The organism is Streptomyces sp. NPDC087787 (genome assembly GCF_044743035.1).
In the GTDB taxonomy this organism is placed as follows: Bacteria; Actinomycetota; Actinomycetes; order Streptomycetales; family Streptomycetaceae; genus Streptomyces.
This window is the reverse complement of sequence record NZ_JBIUVQ010000003.1, coordinates 96,320-116,440: the sequence shown is the minus strand read 5'-3', so window position 1 is coordinate 116,440 and position 20,121 is coordinate 96,320. Positions and strand designations below refer to the sequence as shown.

13 protein-coding genes are annotated in these 20,121 nt (G+C 73.9%); 5 read left to right on the top strand and 8 right to left on the bottom strand.

Translation table 11 applies throughout. The features are described 5' to 3' along the window. Positions 1-252: 252 nt before the first annotated feature. From ACIOWN_RS06485 to ACIOWN_RS06460, 6 genes are all read right to left on the bottom strand, one after another. Positions 253-2,199 (bottom strand): protein kinase, encoded by a 1,947-nt coding sequence (locus ACIOWN_RS06485; RefSeq protein ID WP_401980785.1) that lies wholly within the window; start codon positions 2,197-2,199, stop codon positions 253-255. 46 nt (positions 2,200-2,245) lie between these two features. Beyond that, a complete protein-coding gene (locus ACIOWN_RS06480) occupies positions 2,246-3,838 on the bottom strand; it encodes a VWA domain-containing protein (RefSeq protein ID WP_362354442.1) in 1,593 nt (530 codons plus the stop codon). An 82-nt stretch (positions 3,839-3,920) separates the two neighbouring features. Beyond that, on the bottom strand, positions 3,921-6,503 hold the full coding sequence (locus ACIOWN_RS06475) for a hypothetical protein (RefSeq protein ID WP_362354440.1): 2,583 nt from the start codon (positions 6,501-6,503) through the stop codon (positions 3,921-3,923). Positions 6,504-6,540: 37 nt separating this feature from the next. Then, on the bottom strand, positions 6,541-7,920 hold the full coding sequence (locus ACIOWN_RS06470; RefSeq protein WP_362354438.1) for a hypothetical protein: 1,380 nt from the start codon (positions 7,918-7,920) through the stop codon (positions 6,541-6,543). 209 nt (positions 7,921-8,129) lie between these two features. After that, positions 8,130-9,983 (bottom strand): hypothetical protein, encoded by a 1,854-nt coding sequence (locus tag ACIOWN_RS06465; protein WP_362354436.1) that lies wholly within the window; start codon positions 9,981-9,983, stop codon positions 8,130-8,132. A 350-nt stretch (positions 9,984-10,333) separates the two neighbouring features. Beyond that, positions 10,334-12,124, bottom strand: a complete 1,791-nt coding sequence (locus tag ACIOWN_RS06460) for a serine hydrolase (RefSeq protein WP_362354434.1) — start codon at positions 12,122-12,124, stop codon at positions 10,334-10,336. A gap of 194 nt (positions 12,125-12,318) precedes the next feature. Between ACIOWN_RS06460 and ACIOWN_RS06455 the strand changes: the two genes are divergently transcribed. The 5 genes from ACIOWN_RS06455 to ACIOWN_RS06435 all read left to right on the top strand — a co-directional run bounded on the left by ACIOWN_RS06455 (position 12,319) and on the right by ACIOWN_RS06435 (position 16,428). Continuing rightward, positions 12,319-13,818: an acyl-CoA synthetase gene (locus ACIOWN_RS06455; RefSeq protein ID WP_362354432.1), complete on the top strand. Its 1,500-nt coding sequence runs from the start codon at positions 12,319-12,321 to the stop codon at positions 13,816-13,818. Continuing rightward, positions 13,815-14,429, top strand: coding sequence for a GNAT family N-acetyltransferase (locus ACIOWN_RS06450; RefSeq protein ID WP_362354431.1), 615 nt, complete (start codon positions 13,815-13,817; stop codon positions 14,427-14,429). The genes ACIOWN_RS06455 and ACIOWN_RS06450 overlap by 4 nt, the downstream gene beginning before the upstream one ends. A 37-nt stretch (positions 14,430-14,466) precedes the next feature. Further along, positions 14,467-14,709 (top strand): DUF397 domain-containing protein, encoded by a 243-nt coding sequence (locus tag ACIOWN_RS06445; RefSeq protein WP_362354429.1) that lies wholly within the window; start codon positions 14,467-14,469, stop codon positions 14,707-14,709. 124 nt (positions 14,710-14,833) lie between these two features. Beyond that, positions 14,834-15,736 carry a universal stress protein gene (locus ACIOWN_RS06440; protein WP_362354427.1) on the top strand — a complete coding sequence of 301 codons (903 nt, stop codon included), beginning with the start codon at positions 14,834-14,836 and terminating at the stop codon, positions 15,734-15,736. A gap of 194 nt (positions 15,737-15,930) precedes the next feature. Continuing rightward, positions 15,931-16,428: a hypothetical protein gene (locus ACIOWN_RS06435; protein WP_362354425.1), complete on the top strand. Its 498-nt coding sequence runs from the start codon at positions 15,931-15,933 to the stop codon at positions 16,426-16,428. 69 nt (positions 16,429-16,497) lie between these two features. On the opposite strand, the gene ACIOWN_RS06430 is transcribed toward ACIOWN_RS06435, so the two are convergent. Further along, positions 16,498-18,480 carry an N-acetylmuramoyl-L-alanine amidase gene (locus ACIOWN_RS06430; protein WP_401980776.1) on the bottom strand — a complete coding sequence of 661 codons (1,983 nt, stop codon included), beginning with the start codon at positions 18,478-18,480 and terminating at the stop codon, positions 16,498-16,500. A gap of 330 nt (positions 18,481-18,810) precedes the next feature. Continuing rightward, the gene (locus tag ACIOWN_RS06425) at positions 18,811-19,950 is read right to left on the bottom strand and encodes an aminoglycoside phosphotransferase family protein (protein ID WP_362354421.1); all 1,140 of its coding nucleotides are present in this window, start codon (positions 19,948-19,950) and stop codon (positions 18,811-18,813) included. Positions 19,951-20,121 lie beyond the last annotated feature (171 nt).

Below are 20,121 nucleotides of genomic sequence, written 5' to 3'. Positions count from 1 at the left end.
GCAGCGGGTGGGAGGCCGGGCTCCGTTCCTGCGCGGCGCCGGGCGGCCGTGGTTCGGGGCCGGGCCGTTGGTGGTGCGCTACCGGATCGCGGTGGTGTGCGCCGCCGCGGCGGGTGGCGGTCCGGGCTCCGTTCCTGCGCGGCGCCGGGCGGCCGTGGTTCGGGGCCGGGTCGTTGGTGGTGCGCTACCGGACCGCGTGGGGTGCGCCGCTGCGGCGGGCAGGGGACCCGTCCCCGTTTCCCGCACGCCGCGCTACCGCACCGCCGCGGCCGGCAGCGTGTGCAGGGTGCCGCCCGAGGAGGCGGCGTGGACGCTGCTGGCGCCGGGGGAGCAAGCCGTGGCCAGGATCTGGCCGCCCAGGTCGAAGCTCTGGAGCGACGCGCCGTCCGCCGCGTCCAGCAGATGGAGCCGTCCGCTCCAGCCGCCCGCGTACACCGCGGCCCCGTCGGAGCACAGGGCGAAGAACTCCTCACGCTCCCCGTGGTGCGCGCGCCAGACCGGCTCGCCGGTCGCCGCGCCCAGGCAGTGGACCGTGCCCGCGACGTCCCCGACGACCACCGTGTCGAGCACCCTGATTGGCGCCGCCACCACCGGCGCGCCGAGCCGGACCTCCCACACGGCGGATCCGTCGGCGGCCGCGAGGCACCTCACCGTGCCCTCGCCGTCCGCGACCACCAGGTGCTCCTCCAGCGGCAGCGGCGACGCAAGGACCGGGGCCGGCAGCCGTACCGGTGCCTTCCAGGCCAGGGCGCCGTCCTCGTCGTCGACGGCGAGGATCTCCGCGCCCCGCACGGCCGACAGGTACACCTGCCGGGCCCCGACCACCACCGGGACGGCCGGGGCGCCCGAGGTGTCGGTGAGCGGATCGGTCTCCCACCACAGACGCCGGGTCACCGCGTCGAAGTGGTGCAGCCGGCCGGTCGCGTCGCCGAGGAACACACTCCGCCCGCGCAGCAGCACCCGCGCCTGGGCGAGTCCGCCCGCCGTCGAGGACCACCACAGGCGGTGCTGCCGGGTGTCCCAGGACTCCAGCCGCCCGTCCGCGTCGCACACCAGCAGCACGTCGCCGTCCGCGCACAGCTGCACCGGAGCCGTGAAGTCCGGCCGGCGGACCTTCTCCGCGCCCGTGGCCGCGTCCAGCCAGCGCACCGCGCCCCCGCCGTCGGCCACGACCACCCCGTCCTCCTCGGTGGCCACGACGCACTGCGGCCACTCCCCGACACCGGCGCTCCAACTGCGCCGTCCCGGACGGAACGGCACCGTCAGATCCGCGGCGTTCCCCACCCCGGTCAGGAAGTCCCGCAGTTCGGTGCGGTACGCGGTCAGGGTGCGGCCCACCACCTCGGGCAGCCGCAGCGCCCCCGGCCGGCCGAAGCCGTCGACGACCTCGTCCAGGTGGGGACGGTCGGCCGGATCCTCGGCCAGACAGGCACGGATCAGCCGTCCCGTGGCGTCGTCCGGCAGCCCGGACAGATCGGGCGCGGCCCCGCTCACCCGGCGCACCAGCATGGCCCGCGCGTCGTCCTCGGCGGTGTACGGCGGGTGGCCGGTGAGGGCGTACAGGACGATGCCGGCGAAGGCGAAGACATCGGTCGCGAGCCCGGTCCTGGCCAGCCCGCGCACCTGTTCGGGCGCGCAGAAGTGGGGCTGGCCGATGACCATGTCGAGGGTGAGCGTGACCCGCTGGCCGCGGATCCGGGTGAGCCCGAAGTCGATGATCCACGGCCCGTCGTGGGTCAGCAGGATGTTCCCCGGGTGCAGGTCCCGGTGCAGCAGTCCCTTGCGGTGCGCGGTGCCGAGGGTGTCGAGGAGTTCGGCGGCGAGCGTGTGCACCGTGTCGCGGGGCAGCGGACCGCCGTGCGCCTCCACGACCCGGTACAGCGACAGGCCGGGGATGAAACGGGTGGCCAGCGTGGGACGCCGGCCGGCCGCGAAGTCGAGCGCGAGCAGCTCGGGGATCCGCGCGCCCCTGCACCGTTCCAGCGCCTTGCTCTCCTGGTGGAAGCGCTGCATGTGCTGGGCGTCCTCGGTGAACTCGTGCTTGAGCAGCTTGACGGCCGCCAGCGTGTCCGGCCCGTGCCGGTCGCCGGGCCGCCGGCCGAGGTAGACCGTGCCGAACCCGCCCGTGCCCAGTCTGCCCAGCAGCCGGAACCCGGCGGCCTCCGCCGGATCCCCGTCCGGGGCCAGGGGCATCACCATGTCGACGTCCTTTCTCCGGGCCTTGCGCGGCCCGCCGGGTGAGGGGTCACTGAAGGACGGCCGCCTCGTTCTCCGTCTCGTGGGAGAACCCGATGCCGCACAGCACGGTGGACTTGCCCAGCTCGCAGGTGCCGGTGTCGCGCAGCCGCTCCCCGCCCGCGCGCGGGGCGTCGCGTTCGCACCGCAGGACGAGGACCGCGCGTCCGGCTTCCTGCCGGCCGCGCACGGTGATCCGGGCCCGCACCTGCCCGGCGTCCGTCTCCTCGGTGACCTCCCGGCCGCGCAGCGGGATCGTCTGCCGGTTCCCGGTCCGCAGGTCGGTGACGACCAGCAGCCCGCCGAGTTCGGGGTTGCGCTGCCGGTGGACCCGCCAGACGAGGGCGGAGCCCAGCAGCAGGACGAGCAGTACGAGGGGGTAGAGCCAGCCGGGCGGCCGGCCGGGCACGGTGCCGCGCAGGTCCAGCGCGGTGACGACCGGCTCGCCGGTGGAGAACTTCGACTCGCCGAGGGAACCGCGGACCGTCGTCGTCCACGCCGAGGAGACCTCGGCGCGCAGGCCCACCCGCTCCCGGAAGTCGCCGGCGCCGGGGAACAGGCTGAACCGGGCCTCCTGACGCCAGGTCAGCGTCATCGGCACGGTCTTCTTCTCACCAGGGCGCAGGGTGACGGGCGCGGCGGGTCCGTCCGGGGTCAGCCGTGGACCGCCGGTGTCCCCGGTGGCCGTCAGCCGGACCGTCAGCGGCACGTGCGTGGCCTTCGACTCGAGCGTCACCCGCAGCGTCCGGGTGCGGGCGCCGGTGCGGTCACCGGTGGCCACGGCGACATGTGCGCGGCCCGCTTTGCTCACGCCCTCCCCGGCGACCGACACGGTGACCGTGCCGCCCTGGTCGGCGCGGAGCAGGGACACCGCCTTCTGCGTGCGGACCTGGTCCTTGGCGGCGCTGAGCTGCGAGCCGAGGGCCGTGGGGTCGACCGGCAGGATGCGCGGGGCGCCGAAGGCGCCGCCGAGCACCTCGGCGACCCCGGTGCCCTCGGCGAGCGGAAGCCCGTAGCCCATGATCTTGCGGTCCTCGCCCAGCGCGGCGAAGCGCGACCTCAGCCGCTGCCAGGCCGTGCTGCCCAGCTTGGCGAACGGGCTGCCCGGCGCGTTGACGGCGCCGTCGGTGAGCATCAGCACCGCCCCGACCGGGGCCGTGCTGCGGTCGAGCTGGTCGGCGGCGGCGTCCAGCGCGGCGCCGTGGTCGCTCGCCGACTCCTTGGCGGACTGGGGGAGTTCCTTGGTGAACAGGCCGTCGGTGCGGTTCGCCGGGGACATCGGGTGGACGACCCCGGTCGCCCGCCCGAAGGTGACGACGGCCACCTGGTCGGCGGGCGTCAGCGAGTCGAGGAAGTCGGCCAGGCGCCGCTTGACCGTGGTGTAGAGCGGTACGCCGTCCGGGCCCCGGTCCTGCATGGAGCTGGAGACGTCGACGAGGACGACGTAGGCCGCAGGCACGTCGTCGACCTTCAGCGAGCGGTAGATGTCGTCGCGCGGCACCGGTGGGTCCGCGGCCGCGGCGGGCGCCGCGCCGCACAGGGCCAGCAGGAAGGCGAGGGCGAGCAGCGCGGCTCGGTGGGCCGTGGCCCGGGTGGTGGGCATGAGGTGGTGTCCCCCTGTGTCGTGCGGTTGTGCGTCGTGCGTCGTATGTCGTGGGGTTCGCGCTCGTCGGGCTGTGCGTCGTTCACATGCGGGCGCGGGCGGCGACGGCGTCGAGCTTGCGCAGCCGGCTGATCTCCCGCTCGCACTGCCGGCGCTGCCGGTCGAGGTCGTCCTTGAGCTGTGCCTGCCGGCCGATCGCGTGGTCGCGGTACTGGGTCCAGATCCGGTGGCCGGTGCTGCTCCGGATCAGGGCGAGCTCCAGGTCCTCGCGCTCCTCGGTGGCACGGCCGGTCGCGTCGTAGGAGGTCCAGACCTGCTCGTAGGCCTCGAGCAGGGTGAGGACGCGTTCGCCGACGCGTCCGTGGGCCGCCCAGTCCTGCAGGGCGGCGGCGAGCTGGTTGTTCGCGGCGCCCGCCCGTCGTGCCCCGCAGACCTGCACGGCCAGCTTCTCGCAGTCCTCCGGGGTGCCCGAGCACCGCGACGCCAGGCCGTGGACCTGGCGCAGGCCGATCAGGGGCCGCAGGGACGGCAGGCGGTCCGCGACGCGCATGAGCCACCGCCGGTCCTCGGACGTCTCACGCCAGTGCGGCTCCTCGGTGGCGAGCCGGTACACGGCGTCCAGGACGGTCTGCTGGAAGGGGCCGGGCCAGTGCGACAGATGCCAGGCGAGGTCGCGGCCCGCCTGCCCCGGACCGGCACCGGTGGCCCTGTCCACCGACAGGGCCTGGTCGAGCAGCAGGCCGACCACGGCGTGCGCGTGCTGGTGCGCGGGGCGCGTCTGAAGCGCCGCCCGCAGCGTCGAGACGTAGGTGTCCACCCGCCCCGTCACGCCCGCGGTGCCGGGCTGCGGCGCGGTCGCGGCCAGGCTGAGGAAGCCCGACGGCGGCAGACCGGCCAGGAGGCACAGCACGTCCCAGTGGGCCGCCGTCTCCGGCCGCATCCGGGCGGGCGGGCGCCCCAGTGTGCGCAGGAGCGGCGACCGGGGGGTGCCGTCCGCCGCGGCGGGGGAGCGGAGCACGCGGTCGAGGAGCCCCTGGAAGAAGCCGGGCAGCAGGACCTGGTCGACGGCGCCGCAGACGACGGCGCCCTCCAGCAGACGTGCCGCCGCCTCCGGGTGGCCCGCGGCCCATTTCCGGTCGGCCTCGGCCGGACCGGCGCCGGTGCTCAACAGGATGTTCAGCAGAGGGAGTTCGGCGCCACCGGCGATCTCCGTACGCTGCTCGGGCCCGGCTTCGCCGCACAGCCACCGCAGCCAGGCGCGGATGAGGGCGCCCGGTTCGGCCTCCGCGTACAGGGCCCGGACCAGGCCGCCCGCGAGGCCGGGCACCTGGCACAGCATCGAGTGCGTGAAGCGCATGGTGCCCTCGCTGAACGGAGCGACGGCGGGCAGCAGCCCCTCGGTCACGGGATCGGGCACGCCCTGCGGGCAGCGGACCCGGAGTTCGTCCATGGCGCCGGCCAGGACCTCGTCCAGCGGGGCCAGGCTCTGCCCGGTGGAGGTGAGGGCGGCGCGCATGCTCTCGAAGTCGCGGCGGGCCACGTCCGTCCGCCCGTGGAGCAGATCGGCGAAGAGCTGGTCGCGGTAGGCCTGGGAGACCTCGGGGCTCGACATCAGGGGCGCCAGGGCCTCCATTCCGGTGTGCGGATGGGTCAGCGCCTTCCCCGCGAGGACGGCGAGCGCTCTGGAACTGATGCCGGGCATGCGCAGGGCCTGGTTGATCCGGTCCGCGTCCACCTCCTGGCCCGCGCTGACGGCCTGGGCGACCGCCAGCGACGGGTCCAGGGCCGCCAGCACCTCCAGCGCCCGCTCGTGCGCGTCCGGCCCGGCGATGTCCAACGGTTCCCGGGCGTCCGCGAGATGCCGTACGACGGCTTCCCCGCCGTGCGTGGCCCAGATGTCGATGAGGAGGTCGTGGTAGCCGCGGGCCTGCGGGGACAACTCACCGAGATCGGGCAGCGAGGCGCTCACGGGCAGGCCGGTCACCCCGGGAGAGCCCTCGGCGTCACCCCAGTACAGGCGCATGGGCACCTCGGAGCCGGAGGACGTCGAGCTGGCCGCGGACAGGGTGCTGCGCATGCCGAAGGGAAGCAGGGCGGCCACGGAGTCCAGGACGCGCAGCAGTTGGAACGGCTCGTGGTGGCGGTCCCCGGTCACCGCCACCGGGCCGTCCAGCAGATGGGCCGCGGCGGCCGCGAGCCACCGCGTGCGCTCCGAGACCGAAGGGGTGATCCAGCTGACGTCGGTGACGAGCTGGTCCTCCTCGCGGAAGACCAGCTCCGCGGGTCCGGTGCCGGGCAGGCCCGCGGCGGCGGCGTGGGCGGCGCGGGCCAGCGCGCACCAGCCGATGCCCGCCGCGCCCACCTCCGCGTAGGGGACGGCGAAGTGGGTGATCCGGTAGATCGCCCGGTTGCTTCCGTCCACGTCGTCCGTGCGGTCCAGCAGGAAGACCCCGACCGCGCGGGCTCCGTCCACGCCTCTGGCGCAGCCCATGGTGATCCACGGCAACGGGTCGCCGGGCTCCGGAGTACCCGGCGACCAGTGGTGGACGGCGGCGTTGAACTCGGCGCTGCGGGCGGGCGGGTGCGCGACGAGGACCCCGTATCCGCTGCTGGTGTGGGGCTCCTTGCCCCACACGGCCCAGTCGGCGATCAGCCCCGGTGCCATGGCGTGTCCTTCCTCATGCGGGTGTTCGGGTGCCGGATCAGGACTGCGTCGGGCCGAAGCCCCGCAGGAAGAGGAACGGTTCGAGGACGTTGACGGGCCTGGGCGGCGCCACGAAGCGCACGCTGTCCTCGACGTGGTTGATCAGGTACGGGTTCTCGAAGTCGAAGCCCCGGTCGGGGTCGACCCAGAAGCCGACGGCGGAGCAGACGAAGTAGCCGACGCGTTCGGGTGCGAAGAACTGCTCGATCTGCTGCTGGATCTCGCGCAGGCTGCCGTGCGGGAACGCGTTGCACAACCCGTCGAACAGCCGCTTGGCGTCCATGACCTCGGGTTGCCCGGTACGCGGGTTGACCCGGACGTTGCCCTGTTCGCAGGCGAACCGGAACACCCGGTCGTCGTCGAACTTCGCCAGGCACACGGCGATGCTGTGGGGCAGGAAGTTGCCCTGGCGCTCACGGCGCATGTTGATCTCGGTGGCCACCCCGCCGAGGACCTCGGTGAAGAAGTCCGCGTTCTGCCGGGCGTCCTTGGTCACCGGTCCGTCGTCGCCGTTGACCTGCCACTCGCGGACGGGGTCGACCACGTAGACCATGGCCCGCGCGGCACCGAGGTCCTTGATCAGCCTGCTGCCGTAGGCGGCTCCGGTCTGGGAGCGCAGGTCGAACGCCTCCCCGGGCAGGTCGCGGACGGTGACCTTGAACTCCGTCAGGTCGCGTGCGCGTTCGGCGCCGCGCCGGAAAAGTCTGCGTCCGGCGCGCGAGTAGCGCGTACCGGTGAGGTCGCCGGCCAGGGTGAAGCGGACGGGGCGCTGCTCGGTCAGCGTCGCGTTGGGGAACTTGCGCTCCCGGTACAGCAGGCGCGCCAGGTCTCCCAGGAACTTCTGGGAGGCGTGGTCGTCCGGATAGATGGTCCACTTTCCGTACAGCGGGTCCTGCACGGCCCGGGAGAGGGCGGCCAGCAGCGTGGACTTGCCGCTCTGCATACCGCCCCAGAGCGTGATCGTCGACTCGGGCGAGGAGGACCGGTCCTCCGGCTCCTGAGGGGGCGCCTCCTGCTTCTCGCGCTTTTCCGAGGCCCCGTTCCGGCCGGACTTGGCGGGCTTGTCGGCATGTGCGGGCGCGGCCGGCTCGTCCACCTTCTCCAGGAAAACGCTGGGCAGGGCCCCGTCCTCGGGCGCGGACCGGGGCGCGGGCGGAGTGGTCGCGCGTGTCCGGTCCTGCCGCGAGCCCGGGGGTCCCGGGCGGGGACGCAGGGGCGCGGCCGCGGGCGGGGCGGTCGGCGGTGGGGGCAGGGCGGCCAGGCCCCCGACGAGGGTGGACCTGCCCAGGACGTCCAACGGCCCCTGCTCACGGTCCTGTTGCCTGCGGTCCGGTTCGGCGTCCTTTGCGCGCTCGGACCGCGCGTCGTCGTCGACCATGGATCTGCTCCCGCTCGATGGGCGGCGGATGTCGTCCGCCGCGCGATGGTGTTCCGGTCCGCGCATGCGCGCGCCCCGGTGTGGGCGAGACCCGCGCCGACCCCGGATCTCGTCGGGTTCGGTCCTCGTCGGCCTCGGGTCCTCGTCGGCCTGGGTCTTCGTCGGCCTCGGGTCCTCGCGGCCTGGATTCCTCGTCGGCCTGGTCCTCGTCAGCCGACCTCGGCGTGCTGCCAGTCGGCGGTCGTGCCGTCGGCGACGACCAGCCGGATCGGCGCGCCGTCCTGCGGCAGGCACAGCGCGGGCGCCGCGACGACGGCGGCGATCTGCCGCGGGTCGTGCCCCGCGTCGAACCGCCCCTCGGTGCCGAACGCGCCCCAGGCGTGGTCCGCCCAGTGCGCCAGGTGGGGTTCGCCCACCAGCTCGTCCATCCAGGCCGGTTCGTCGACGACGGCCACGCAGGCGACGCCCTCGTGGCGGCGTGCCGCGGCCAGTTCGGCCTGCCAGTCCAGCCGGTCGGGGCAGATGCGCACGGGTGCGCCGCGCCGCAGCACCTGGGGCGGGCGGGCCCGGGGATGCGGCGGCCGGGAGCCGACCACGAGCAGCACCCGGTGGCTGTCGGCCCGCCACTGGTGGCGCCACCCGGGCAGTTCCCCGGGCACGTGCTCCAGCCCCGTGGCGAAGTCGTGCCGCAGGGGGCACGGGCGCCAGGACTCCAGCGCACGCGCGGCGTCCGGCGCCGCCGACATCCCGACCCGGTGCACCACGGGGTCGTGGTCGCGCGGCCCGTGGAGCGGGTCGTGGTCGCGGTAGCCGATCAGGCCCACCCGGAGCGTGTCGTCGCCGCCGACGGCGTCCTGTACGGCGGTGACGACGGCCGCGGCCTCCTGGAGGCGCTCCTCGACCGCGGTGCCCCCGTCGGACTGCGGCCCGGAGACCTCGACGGCGACCATCAGATCGACCGGGCAGGGCCGGGAGAGCTGCTGGGGCGTCCCGGAGGCCAGCGCGGGCCAGGGGGAGGTCTCGGGTTCGTGATGGCCGTCGTAGCGCAGTTCCACCCGGCTTCTTCCGTGCAGGGAGTAGGACAGCGTGGTCCGGGAGCCGGGCGGCAGTACGAGCCGGTCGATGCGCAGCGAGCGCCACCGGGACGCCGGTTCGTCCCGTCCGGCGGCGACGACGGCGGCGACGCTCTCGCCCGTGGTCGCGCCGGGCGGCGGCGCGGTGACCGGGATCCGCACGACGGGCCCGGCGGCGGTACGCCCGTCCGCGCGGCTGCCCGCGGGGAACAGCGGCCGGCGCACCAGGCCCACCGTCCCCGAGGCGCCGTCGACGTGGGCGGCGGCGAGCCACACCGTGGTGCGCAGCGGCAGTTCGCCCGTCAGGTCCTCCGGCGCCAGGGGCCAGTGCGCGGGCAGCCGCAGGCACAGCAGCGCGCCGGACTCCGCCCGCACCGCCTCGGCCGCCCGCTCCAGCGGCTGCCAGCCGGCGGCCCTGACGGCGAGCACGAGCGGCTCGGCCGGATGGCGGTGGCCGGTCCGCGCGAAGGCGGCCAGAGAGGTCCGCAGGGCGGCGCCGACCCCGGCCGTTGAGCCGGGCTTCCCGCCGGCGAGGAGGAAGAGCCGGCCCGGCCGCTCCCGCGGGAGCGCCGTGGAGGCGGGGGCCAGTTCGGTCCAGGACGACTCGGCCAGCCGGATCAGCTCCGGACCGGTCGCGCCGGGGCCGTAGGCCAGCCGGTTCAGGCGCAGCCGCTCACAGCCGACCTCCAGGACGTCCAGGGCGGGGAAGGCGCCGGAAGCGAGGCGGGTGAGCACCCAGCCCAGGCCCGCCGGCGACCGCCCGGCGCGCTCCTCGGCGAGCACGTCCTCCCAGGCGGATCGCCAGGCGTGGACGGGCGGCGGGGCCGCGACGGACAGCAGCCGCGCCACCCGGTGCCGGTCGGGCGGCGCTCCCCGCTCGCCGTCCGGTTCCGTGCCGCGTGTGGCGGGCCCGCCGGCCAGCAGGTCCGCGACGCGGAGCGCGGCCCGAAGGTCGGCCGTCCCGGTCTTCGCACCGTGGTCCGACTGCACTGTTCCTCACCCCCCCCGATACGGCCGCCGGTGGCCGCGGAGGCGGCCGGCGACCGTTGTCGCACATGTTTCAGACATGGAACGGCCCTGACACAGAGGCAGCCATGACTGATCGCAGATCCCGGAATCCCCCATCCGGTTGCGGATTCACATTATCGCCCGTGATGCGGATGGGGCCCCCATTCGTGAGCTTTTTATTTCCGTCGTCGCGTCGCTGGTGGGGGAGCTGAATGGGGTCTGAGGGAGGGGGAGGGGAATGGTATTCGTCTATTTCCGCTGTTGGCGATTGCTGCCAATTTCACGAGTGCGGAAAGGCTGAAATTGATCGAAGTCGACCGGTGTCGATTTTCTCAGTCCGCGGAGGCCGTCCAGCCCTTCGCCTCGATACGGGACGAGTCCGCCGGGCGCGCCTCGTCGAACAGGACGGTGCGGCCGGTCTCGACCCGCTGGGCGTCGACGTAGGCACCGCGGCCCACGTACAGGCGGTCCGTCGTGTACCGCCAGCGCAGGGTCAGCCGTCCGGCCGCCGGGAGATCGGCCGTGAGCCCGTGCCAGACCCGGCCCGAGTAGCCGGTGGCGGTGCCCGTCGGGTGCCGCTCCGGCTCCTCGCCGCGGTGCGTCGTGGTGAACGGCACCGGCCGCCAGGTGGCGCCGCCGTCCGTCGTGCACTCCAGGACGAGCACGTCCGATCCGGGCTCGGTGTCCCACCACAGGTCGCACCGCAGCCGGGCGCCGCCGGCGGAGGTGTCGAGCGAGGGGAGGGCCAGGGTCGCCGTCGTGGAACTCACCATCCCGGAGAACCACGCCGTGCGGCCCCGCGTCGCACGGACCGGTACGGCCCGTGCCAGGTCGTTGCCGGTGGCGACCCGTGGGGCGGAGCCGGAGCGCCAGGTGCGCACCGGGTGCACGGAGTTGCCGAGGACGATCAGGAACGAGTCGGTGGTGGGGTCGAGGACCAGCGACGTGCCGGTGAAGCCGGTGTGCCCCGCGGTGCGCGGAGTGGCCATCGCGCCCATGTACCAGTGCTGGTGGAGCTCGAAGCCGAGGCCGTGATCGTCACCGGGGAAGGCGGTGTTGAAGTCGGTGAACATCAGCTCCACCGATTCCGGCCGCAGGACGCGGGTACGCCCGTACGCGCCGCCGTTGAGCAGCGTACGGCCCAGGACCGCGAGGTCCCACGCGCAGGAGAAGACGCCCGCGTGCCCCGCCACACCGCCGAGGCTGAACGCGTTCTCGTCGTGCACCTCGCCCCACACCAGGCCGCGGTCCAGGCCCGACCAGGGCCTGCGGGCGTCCTCGGTGGCCGCGATCCGCGGCTTCCAGGAGGCGGGCGGGTTGTAGCGGGTGCGGTCGAGGCCGAGCGGCCCGGTGATCCGCTCGTGCAGCAGGGTGTCGAGGGCCTGCCCGGTGACCGCCTCCAGGACCAGTTGCATGGAGATCATGTTCAGGTCCGAGTACAGGTACGCGGTGCCGGGCGGGTTGATCAGGGCCTCGTTGTGGAGGAGTTCGAGTTTCCCCTCGTACGTCGGCGCGTCGTACAGCGGGATCCAGGCGCGGAATCCCGACGTGTGGGTGAGGAGTTGGCGGATGGTGACGTCCTGCTTGCCCGCCCGGCCGAAGTCCGGGAGGTAGGACGCGACCTTGCCCTCCAGCTCCAGCGCGCCCCGTTCGAGCTGCTGCACCGCGAGCAGCGAGGTGAACAGCTTGGAGACCGAGGCCAGGTCGAAGACGGTGTCCCTGGTCATCGGGATCCGCCGGTCCGCCGGGAACTCCACGGCGGTGTCGGTCTTCTCGTCGTACGCCGAGTAGCGCACCGCCATGCCGATCGGCTCGTGCAGCGCCACGGTACCGCCGCGCCCGGCGAGCAGCACGGCTCCCGCGTACCAGGGGTGCGTGGGGGACGGGCCGAGGAACGCCACGGCGTCCTCGATGAGTTGGCGCAGCGGCGCGGCCAGCAGACCGGCCCGCTCGGGGGATCCGTACCGCAGGGTGGGGCTGCCGTTCGCCGGGGCTGCGGCGGCCGGTCCCGCGGGCAGGGCCGTGAGCGCCAACGCACCGCCCAACGCCATCGTGCCCCTGCCCAGTTGGCGGCGTGTCAGCCCGCCTGCTGCTGCTCTGCCTGCCGCGCCGTCGGTCGTCATGAGGCCTCCCGCCCACCGTCTGAAAGTATCTTTCGGGGATGGTCGTGCGCAGTGAAACTTTCGTGTCAGGTGAGGGCCGTGTCAACGGGGCGTGCGTGCCCGCGTGAACCTGACCAGGTGTCAAGTCAGTCTGCGTGAAGCGCTTCCACGGCGTTTCTTGACCTTCCGCCGCAGCGGAACGAGGATCATGTGTCATGACGCCTGGACACGGCAGTACGGTCGACGGAGTCCTGCGGCGCAGTGCCCGGCGCACCCCGGCACGCGTCGCCGTCGAGTACGGCGAGCGCGCCTGGACGTACGCCGAACTCGACGACGCCGTCTCCCGCGCGGCGAACGTCCTGCTCGGCGAGGACCTCTCCCGCGGCGACCGCGTCGCCGCCTACGGCCACAACTCCGACGCCTACCTGATCGGCTTCCTCGCCTGCGCCCGCGCCGGCCTGGTGCACGTGCCCGTCAACCAGAGCCTCACCGGCGACGATCTCGCCCACATCGTCGGCCAGTCGGGCAGCGCCCTGGTGCTCACCGACCCGGACCTGGCCGGACGACTCCCGGCCGGGGCAAGGACATTGCCGCTGCGCGACGCGGACGTCTCGCTGCTCGCCCGGCTGCCGTCCACGCTCCCGTACGGCGGCCCCGAGCCGCGTTCCGAGGACCTCGTGCAACTGCTGTACACCTCGGGCACCACCGCCCTGCCCAAGGGCGCGATGATGACGCACCGGGCGCTGGTCCACGAGTACCTGAGCGCGATCACCGCGCTCGACTTCAGCGCGGGGGACCGCCCCGTCCACGCGCTGCCCCTCTACCACTCGGCGCAGATGCACGTGTTCCTGCTGCCGTACCTCGCCGTCGGCGCGACGAACATCGTCCTCGACGCGCCCGACGGCGACCGGATCCTCGACCTGGTCGAGGCCGGACGCGCGGACAGCCTGTTCGCGCCGCCCACGGTCTGGATCGGGCTGGCCGGGCGCCCCGACTTCGCCACCCGCGACCTCGGCGGGCTGCGCAAGGCGTACTACGGCGCGTCGATCATGCCGGTGCCGGTACTGGAACGCCTCCGGGAGCGCCTGCCGCGACTCGCCTTCTACAACTGCTTCGGCCAGAGCGAGATCGGCCCCCTGGCCATGGTGCTCGGGCCCGACGAGCACAAGGGCCGCATGGACTCCTGCGGCCGGCCGGTGCTGTTCGTGGACGCCCGCGTCGTCGACGAGGAAGGCAACGACGTGCCCGACGGCACTCCGGGTGAAATCGTCTACCGCTCACCGCAGTTGTGCGAGGGCTACTGGGAGCGTCCCGAGGAGACCGCGGAGGCGTTCCGCGCGGGCTGGTTCCGCTCCGGCGACCTCGCCGTACGCGACCCGCACGGCTACTACACGGTGGTCGACCGGGTGAAGGACGTCATCAACTCCGGTGGCGTCCTGGTGGCTTCGCGCCAGGTCGAGGACGTCCTGTACACGCACCCGGGTGTCGCCGAGGCGGCCGTGGTCGCGCTCCCCGACGAGCGGTGGATCGAGGCGGTCACCGCGTTCGTGGTCCCGTGCGGCGAGGTCACCGAGGCCGGTCTGATCGCCCACGCCCGTGAGAAGCTCGCGTCGTTCAAGGCCCCCAAGAAAGTGATCTTCGTGGACGAACTGCCGCGCAACGCCAGCGGGAAGATCCTCAAGAGGGAACTGCGCGACCGGTTCACCGCGCGGTGACGGCGTACCCGACGGCGCAGGCGACCCCCGGCGCCCCCGCGCCGACCCTGCGCCCCTGGCGCGCGGCGGACGCGGCCGACCTGGTCGAGGCGTACCGGGACGAGGCACTGCGCCGCTGGGCCGGTCCCGTCGTGGATGACGGGACCGGCGCGGCCCGGTGGATCCGGGAGCGGCAGCGGGACTGGGAGACTGGGGACCGCTTCTCGTTCGCCGTCCTGGAGGCGCAAGGCGCCGAGGGGTGCGAGCGGCTGGTGGGGCACTCCGTCGTCAAGGGCCTGCGTCCCGGCGTCCCGTCCGCCGAGGTGGGCTACTGGACCGCCGCGCACGCACGCGGCAGGGGCGTGGCGTCCCGGGCCCTGCTGGCCCTGACCGACTGGGCCTTCGCCCTGTTCGGGGACCGGGGGCCGGTCCGGCTGGAACTGCTGCACCAGGTGGACAACACGGCCTCCTGCCGGGTCGCGCGCACATGCGGGTACGAGCAGGCCGGGATCCTGCCGGCGGCGCCGCCCGACTACCCGCTCGACGGCCACCTGCACATCCGCAGGCGGCCTGGCGCCTCTGCTGAGAAGTCCTCCTCACGTGGCCTGTCGACGCCGGGACTCGATCGCTAGGCTGACCCGCGGACGACGATTGGGGAGGAGCACGGACGTGGCCGAGAGCACTGTCCAGCAGCACCCGCTCGCGGGATGGGACAAGCCGGAACTGGATCTCAGCAGCGCGCAGTGGCAGTCCAGCAGCGGCGGCCTGGGAGATGTCCAGATCGCCTTCGTCGAGGGTTTCGTCGCGATGCGCAACGGCGGCCGCCCGGAAAGCCCCTCCCTGATCTTCACCCCCGCCGAGTGGGGCGCGTTCATGTCAGGGGCACGGCAGGGGGAGTTCAACCTCACCTGACCGGACGCGGAACGGGGGTGTTTCCCTCGCGTCCGGGGACAGGGGACCTTGAAAGCCCCGCCGGGGCCGACGGCCGAGCGACGCCGGGTCCGCGGGGAGGTCTCCGTTCGGAGGAGAGGAACTCATGAGCACCCCACCGGTCGTCGCCGCCGTCGACGGCTCCGACGACAGCCTGCGCGCCCTGGACTGGGCCCTCGACGCCGCCCGTCGGCGCGGGGCGGCCCTGCGCGCGGTCCATGTCCGGCAGTACGCGGCCCTGGCCCAGCCCGACATCCTCGTCGCCGGACCGCACGGCGACAACGGCGATCCGGTGCTCGACCAGGCACGCGCCCATCTGGGCGAACGCGCCTCCGGTACGGAGGTCGAGTTCGCCGGTCTGGACGGCCTTCCGGGCGCGCTGCTGCCCGAACTCGGTGCCGATGCCCAGCTGTTGGTGCTCGGCTCACGGGGGCGCGGCGGCTTCGCCAGTCTGCTCCTCGGCTCCAGCAGCCTGGCCGCGGCCCGCGACGCCGCATGCCCGGTCGTCGTGGTGCCCCGGCCCGGCCGCGAGGTGCACGGCGAGACGGCGGCAGGCCCGGGGCCGCGGGTGGTCGTCGGCGTCAATGCCGACAGCCCCGACGACGCCGTGCTCGACTTCGCCTTCACGGAGGCCGCCCTGCGCGGGGCCCGGCTCCAGGTGGTCGCCGCCTACCCGTGGCCGCCTCCGGCCTGGGTGGCCCCGGCGGAGGTCACCACGCTCATGGTCGACCAGGACGCCGTGGAGAACGAGACCCGCACCCTGACCGAGGGCGTCCTCGCCCCGCACCGCACCCGCCACCCCGACGTGCCCGCCGAGCCCCACGTGGCGCCCGGCGACGCGGCCGGCCTGCTGGTCGCCGCCTCCCGCGATGCCGAGCTCGTCGTGGTCGGCCGCCACCGCCGGCGCCTGCTGTCACCGGCCCGCATGATGGGCTCGGTCACCCAGGCCGTCCTCCTGCACGCGGCCAACCCCGTCGCGGTGATCCCTCCGTCACCGCCGGAGGAGTGACGCCGGTCACTCCGCTGCCCCGCACTCCTCACCCGGGCGTGCGGCGCTCCTCACTCGCGCGGGGCGGGCCGGTGCGCCGGGCTCCCCCCGGCGCTCCGGCCCGCCCGCCACGCACCCGGGCACCGGGTGATTCCACCCCCGGTCGGTGGCCTCCCTCACGCCGCCGGGCCGGGCGGGGCACGTACCATGGCGGCATGTCGTTCCTCCGCCGCCGCCACGCCACGCCCGCCGGGCCCGACTTCGACGTCCTGGCCATGGATCCGGGCGACTGGCCCGGCAACCTGGGCGCCGGTCTGCTGCCCGCGCCCGACGGCACCTGCCAGGGCGTGTTCCTGCGCTACGACCTGTTCGGCGGCCGCGGCACCGCGATGATCATCGGCAACCTGCCCGAGGGCTCGGTGGCCCGTGAGGTCGCCGAGGGTGAGGTCCCCTTCGAGGTGGCGCAGCTCCTGCTGGCCCTGGAGAACGACGAGGAGGTCACCGTCGTCGGCAGCGAGGACATGCCGGTGCTCCAGGGCGACAACCTCCTGATCGTGCGGCGGCTGAGGCTCTCCGAGAGCCGTATCTCCTGCGTGCAGTTCGACCGCAGCGACGGCGTCCTGGTCACCATCGCCGCCTGGGACCGGCCGATCACCGACGACCTGTACGCCCTGCTCAAGCCGCTGCCCGCCGAGCTGTTCCAGCAGGGCTGACCCGCCACGCGAAAGGGCCGGCCCTCACGGGACCGGCCCCTCACGTCGTCCTCGTACGCTGTCGGACCGCTACCGGGACGAGCGTTCCACCTGCACGTCCGCGGCCCGCACGAACGCCACCCGGTGGCCGAACTGGACCTCGTAGTACATGTCCTTGCCGACCACGACCCGGTGCGAGTCCGTGGTGAAGGTGGCCGAGTAGTAGTACTCACCCGGCAGCAGATCGCCCACCACGTACCTCTGCCCCGCGAGCAGTTTGTACGGCAGCGGCGACACCGCCTGGACGGGCACGCCCGCCGGATAGGCCCCCTCCTCCGGGTAGGCCCTGCCGTACACCGGCACGCTGTCCAGCCCCGCCTTGGGCGTCACCACCGTGCCCGCCGCGTTCACCGCCGTCGGCTGCTTCGCCGGGTTCTGGAACCAGGCCTTCTGGCCCAGGTACCAGATCGCCGTCCAGTCGCCCTGCCGGTCGGCGACCGCGTACTGCTGCCCGGTCTCCACCCGCGAGGCCACGTCGTTCACGTCGGTCGTCGACGGGCTGCCGTCCGGCCTCAGACCGATGTCCTTGATCAGCGGCGAGGAGGTGTCGGGCTGCGAGTACAGCCGCACCTCGCTGGAACCGTGCGCCGCGCACGGCTTGCCGCTGGTGACGCAGCCCGTGTACTCGGGCCGGTTGGCCGCGTAGTCGGGGCGGATCGTCACCAGACCGCCCTTCTTGCCCGCCGACGGCCCGAACGGGTGACCGAGCAGCTTGAAGTAGTGCCGCCAGTCCCAGTAAGGGCCCGGGTCGGTGTGCATGCCCGGGATGTTCGCGGTGGTCGTCCCCGGCACGGTGTCATGGCCGAGGATGTGCTGCCGGTCCAGCGGGATGTCGTACTTGCGCGCGAGGTACTTCACCAGCCGCGCCGAGGACCGGTACATGGCCTCCGTGTACCAGGCGTCCGGCGAGGCGAGGAAGCCCTCGTGCTCCAGTCCGATCGACTTGGCGTTGATGTACCAGTTGCCCGCGTGCCAGGCGACGTCCTTGGCCTTCACATGCTGGGCGATGTGCCCGTCGGTGGAGCGCAGCGTGTAGTTCCAGGACACATAGGTGGGGTCCTGGATCAGGTTGAGGACGCCGTCCCAGTTGCCCTCCGTGTCGTGGATGACGATGTACCGGATGGACTGCGCCTTCGGCCGGTCGCCCAGGTCGTGGTTGCCGTAGTCGTCCCCGCCGAACTCCTCGTAGGGCGCCGGAACCCACTCGCAGGCCACCGAGGCCGGGCACTCCGTGCCCGCCGCCGAGGCAGGGGGCAGGGCCGCCCGCGTCAGCTGGGCCTTGCGGGGGGCGACGCCGGGCCGCGCGGCCAGGACGATCCGCTGCCCCGAGTCGGTGGTGCGCCGCTCACCGGAGCGGATCACGCTGTACACGTCGTCGGCGTAGGCCGCCGCCGTCGCGCTGTCGTCCGCGCCGGAGTACCGGGCCACCGCGCCGTACCAGTCGGCCGGATCCGCGCTCAGCGGTTCGCCGAGCTTCTTCTGGGCGGCCGCCAGCAGGGCCGCGCCGCCCGCGATGTTCGCCGACTCGTCCTCACGCAGCCGTTCGGCGGGGATCCCGGTCAGCCCGGCCGCCCGGGGCAGCGTCTTCAGCCGGGCGGGCAGGGCCGAGTCCGACGGCACCTGCGCGCCGGGGTGCAGGGCGGCCCGCGCGTCGTCACCGCGCGCGTCCTCCGAGCCCTCGGCGTGGTGCGGGGCCGAGGCGAGCGCGGTGCGCGCGTCGGTCAGGTGCATCGGACCGTAGCCGCCGGTCACGCTCGGGGCGCCGCCGTGCCCGTCCCAGCGCGACTGCAGATAGGACACGCCCAGCAGAACACTGAGCGGCACGTGGTACTCGGCGGACGCGGACGCGAACGCCCGCTGCAACCGGCCGGTGTCGTCCGTGGCGGCGCCCGCGGACGGCGTGCCGCCGAGCAGCGGCAGCAGCAGCGCGGCCGAGGCGACGACTCCCGCCGCGGTGCGCGCGCTTCTGCGTCCCGGCATGGTTCTGGGGTCGGTGGTGGCGGATCCTCGCAATGCAGCCTCCTGGGGCGCTCGGGCGTGGTGGGGCGTGCGGGGCCGGCGTGGATCAGTGGTACCGGCTGCCCGACGATCCGTCAATCATGCGCACAGCAAGGCGATTTCCCATGTCAAGCGGCATCTCGGCGAGTTTCGTCACGGCGCCCCCGAGGCCTGCGCGGCGTCAGTGGCTTACACCAATGGCTCCCGCGGCCACCGCTCCGGAATAGGTGAACTCCCCAGCGCGACGAACTCGGAAGGAGCCGCGCGAGAGCCGGGCAAGGGCGGGCACGACGAAGGTCCGCGGCGCACCCGGGTCGAGGGGTGCGCCGCGGACCTTCGTCCCTGTCAGCGAGTGCCGACCGCCGCGCGTACGGCCCGGCGGGCCAGCTGGCAGTCGTCGTGGAGCCGCCGCAGCAGCAGACGCTGTTCCTCGCCGGAGGGCACGGCACCCGGCTGTGCCGTACCCGGTGCGGCCGGGGCCGTGTCGTGCAGGGAACGCTGCACGGCCGTCTCGTACGTGCGGATCTCCCGGGTGAGCACGAGCATCAGGTTCACCAGGAACGCGTCCCGCGAGGCCGGGCCCGCCGACTGGGCGAGCTGGCTGATCTGCCGCCGCGCGAGCGGCGCGTCCCCGAGCACCGACCACAGCGTCGCCAGGTCGTACCCCGGCAGGTACCAGCCCGCGTGCTCCCAGTCCACCAGTACGGGACCGGCCGGGGAGAGCAGGACGTTGGCGAGCAGAGCGTCGCCGTGGCAGAACTGGCCCATGCCCTGCCGGCCGGCGGCGTGCGCGATGCCGTGCAGCAGCTTCTGCAGGTCACCCAGGTCCCGGTCGGTGAGCAGACCCAGCTCGTGGTACCGGGAGATACGGGCGGCGTAGTCCAGCGGGGCGTCGAACGTGCCCGCAGGGGGCCGCCAGGCGTTCAGCCGGCAGATCGCGCCCAGGGCCGCCCCGATGTCCGCCCGCGGCGGGGCCTCCACCGGGTGCCGCTGCAGCGCGGCCACCCGTCCCGGCGTCCGCTCGATCACCAGCGTGCAGTTGTCCGGGTCCGCCGCGATCAGCCGGGGCACACGGACCGGTGGCCGGTGCCGGACGAACGAGCGGTATGCGGCTATTTCGTGCCGGTAGCGCTCCGCCCACGCGGGGGAGTGGTCGAGTAAACACTTGGCGACAGCGGTGCCGCGCCCGATCGTGCCGACCAGGAGCACGGACCGCCCGCTGCGGCGCAGCACCTGCACCGGAGCGAACTCCGGGCAGATCCGGTGCACCGAGGCGATCGCGGTGCGCAGTTGCGCGCCCTGAGGGCCGGACAAGTCGAGTCTCCCGCTGAGCGGTTGCGTGCCGGGCCCCACGGCGTGCCGCGTCCGGCCGGCACCGAGCGCGGGGGCCGCGGGACGCACGGGGTCGAGGTAGGGGCCGCCGACGCCCGGACGGGGACGCAGCGACCGGGGCGGGGCGGACACGGAGGACGATGCTGCGTACATGTGGCGGGACCGATCCCTTCGTGTGCCTGCTGCTTCAGCGCCTCCCGGCCCGGACGCCCGGGTGCACCCTGGGGAATGTCCCTCGGCGACCGGGTCGGGGTGGCGCGTTCCTACCTGACACCCGGCGCGCACTGGCACACCATGTGGCGCACCCTGGCGAACCCTGGCGAA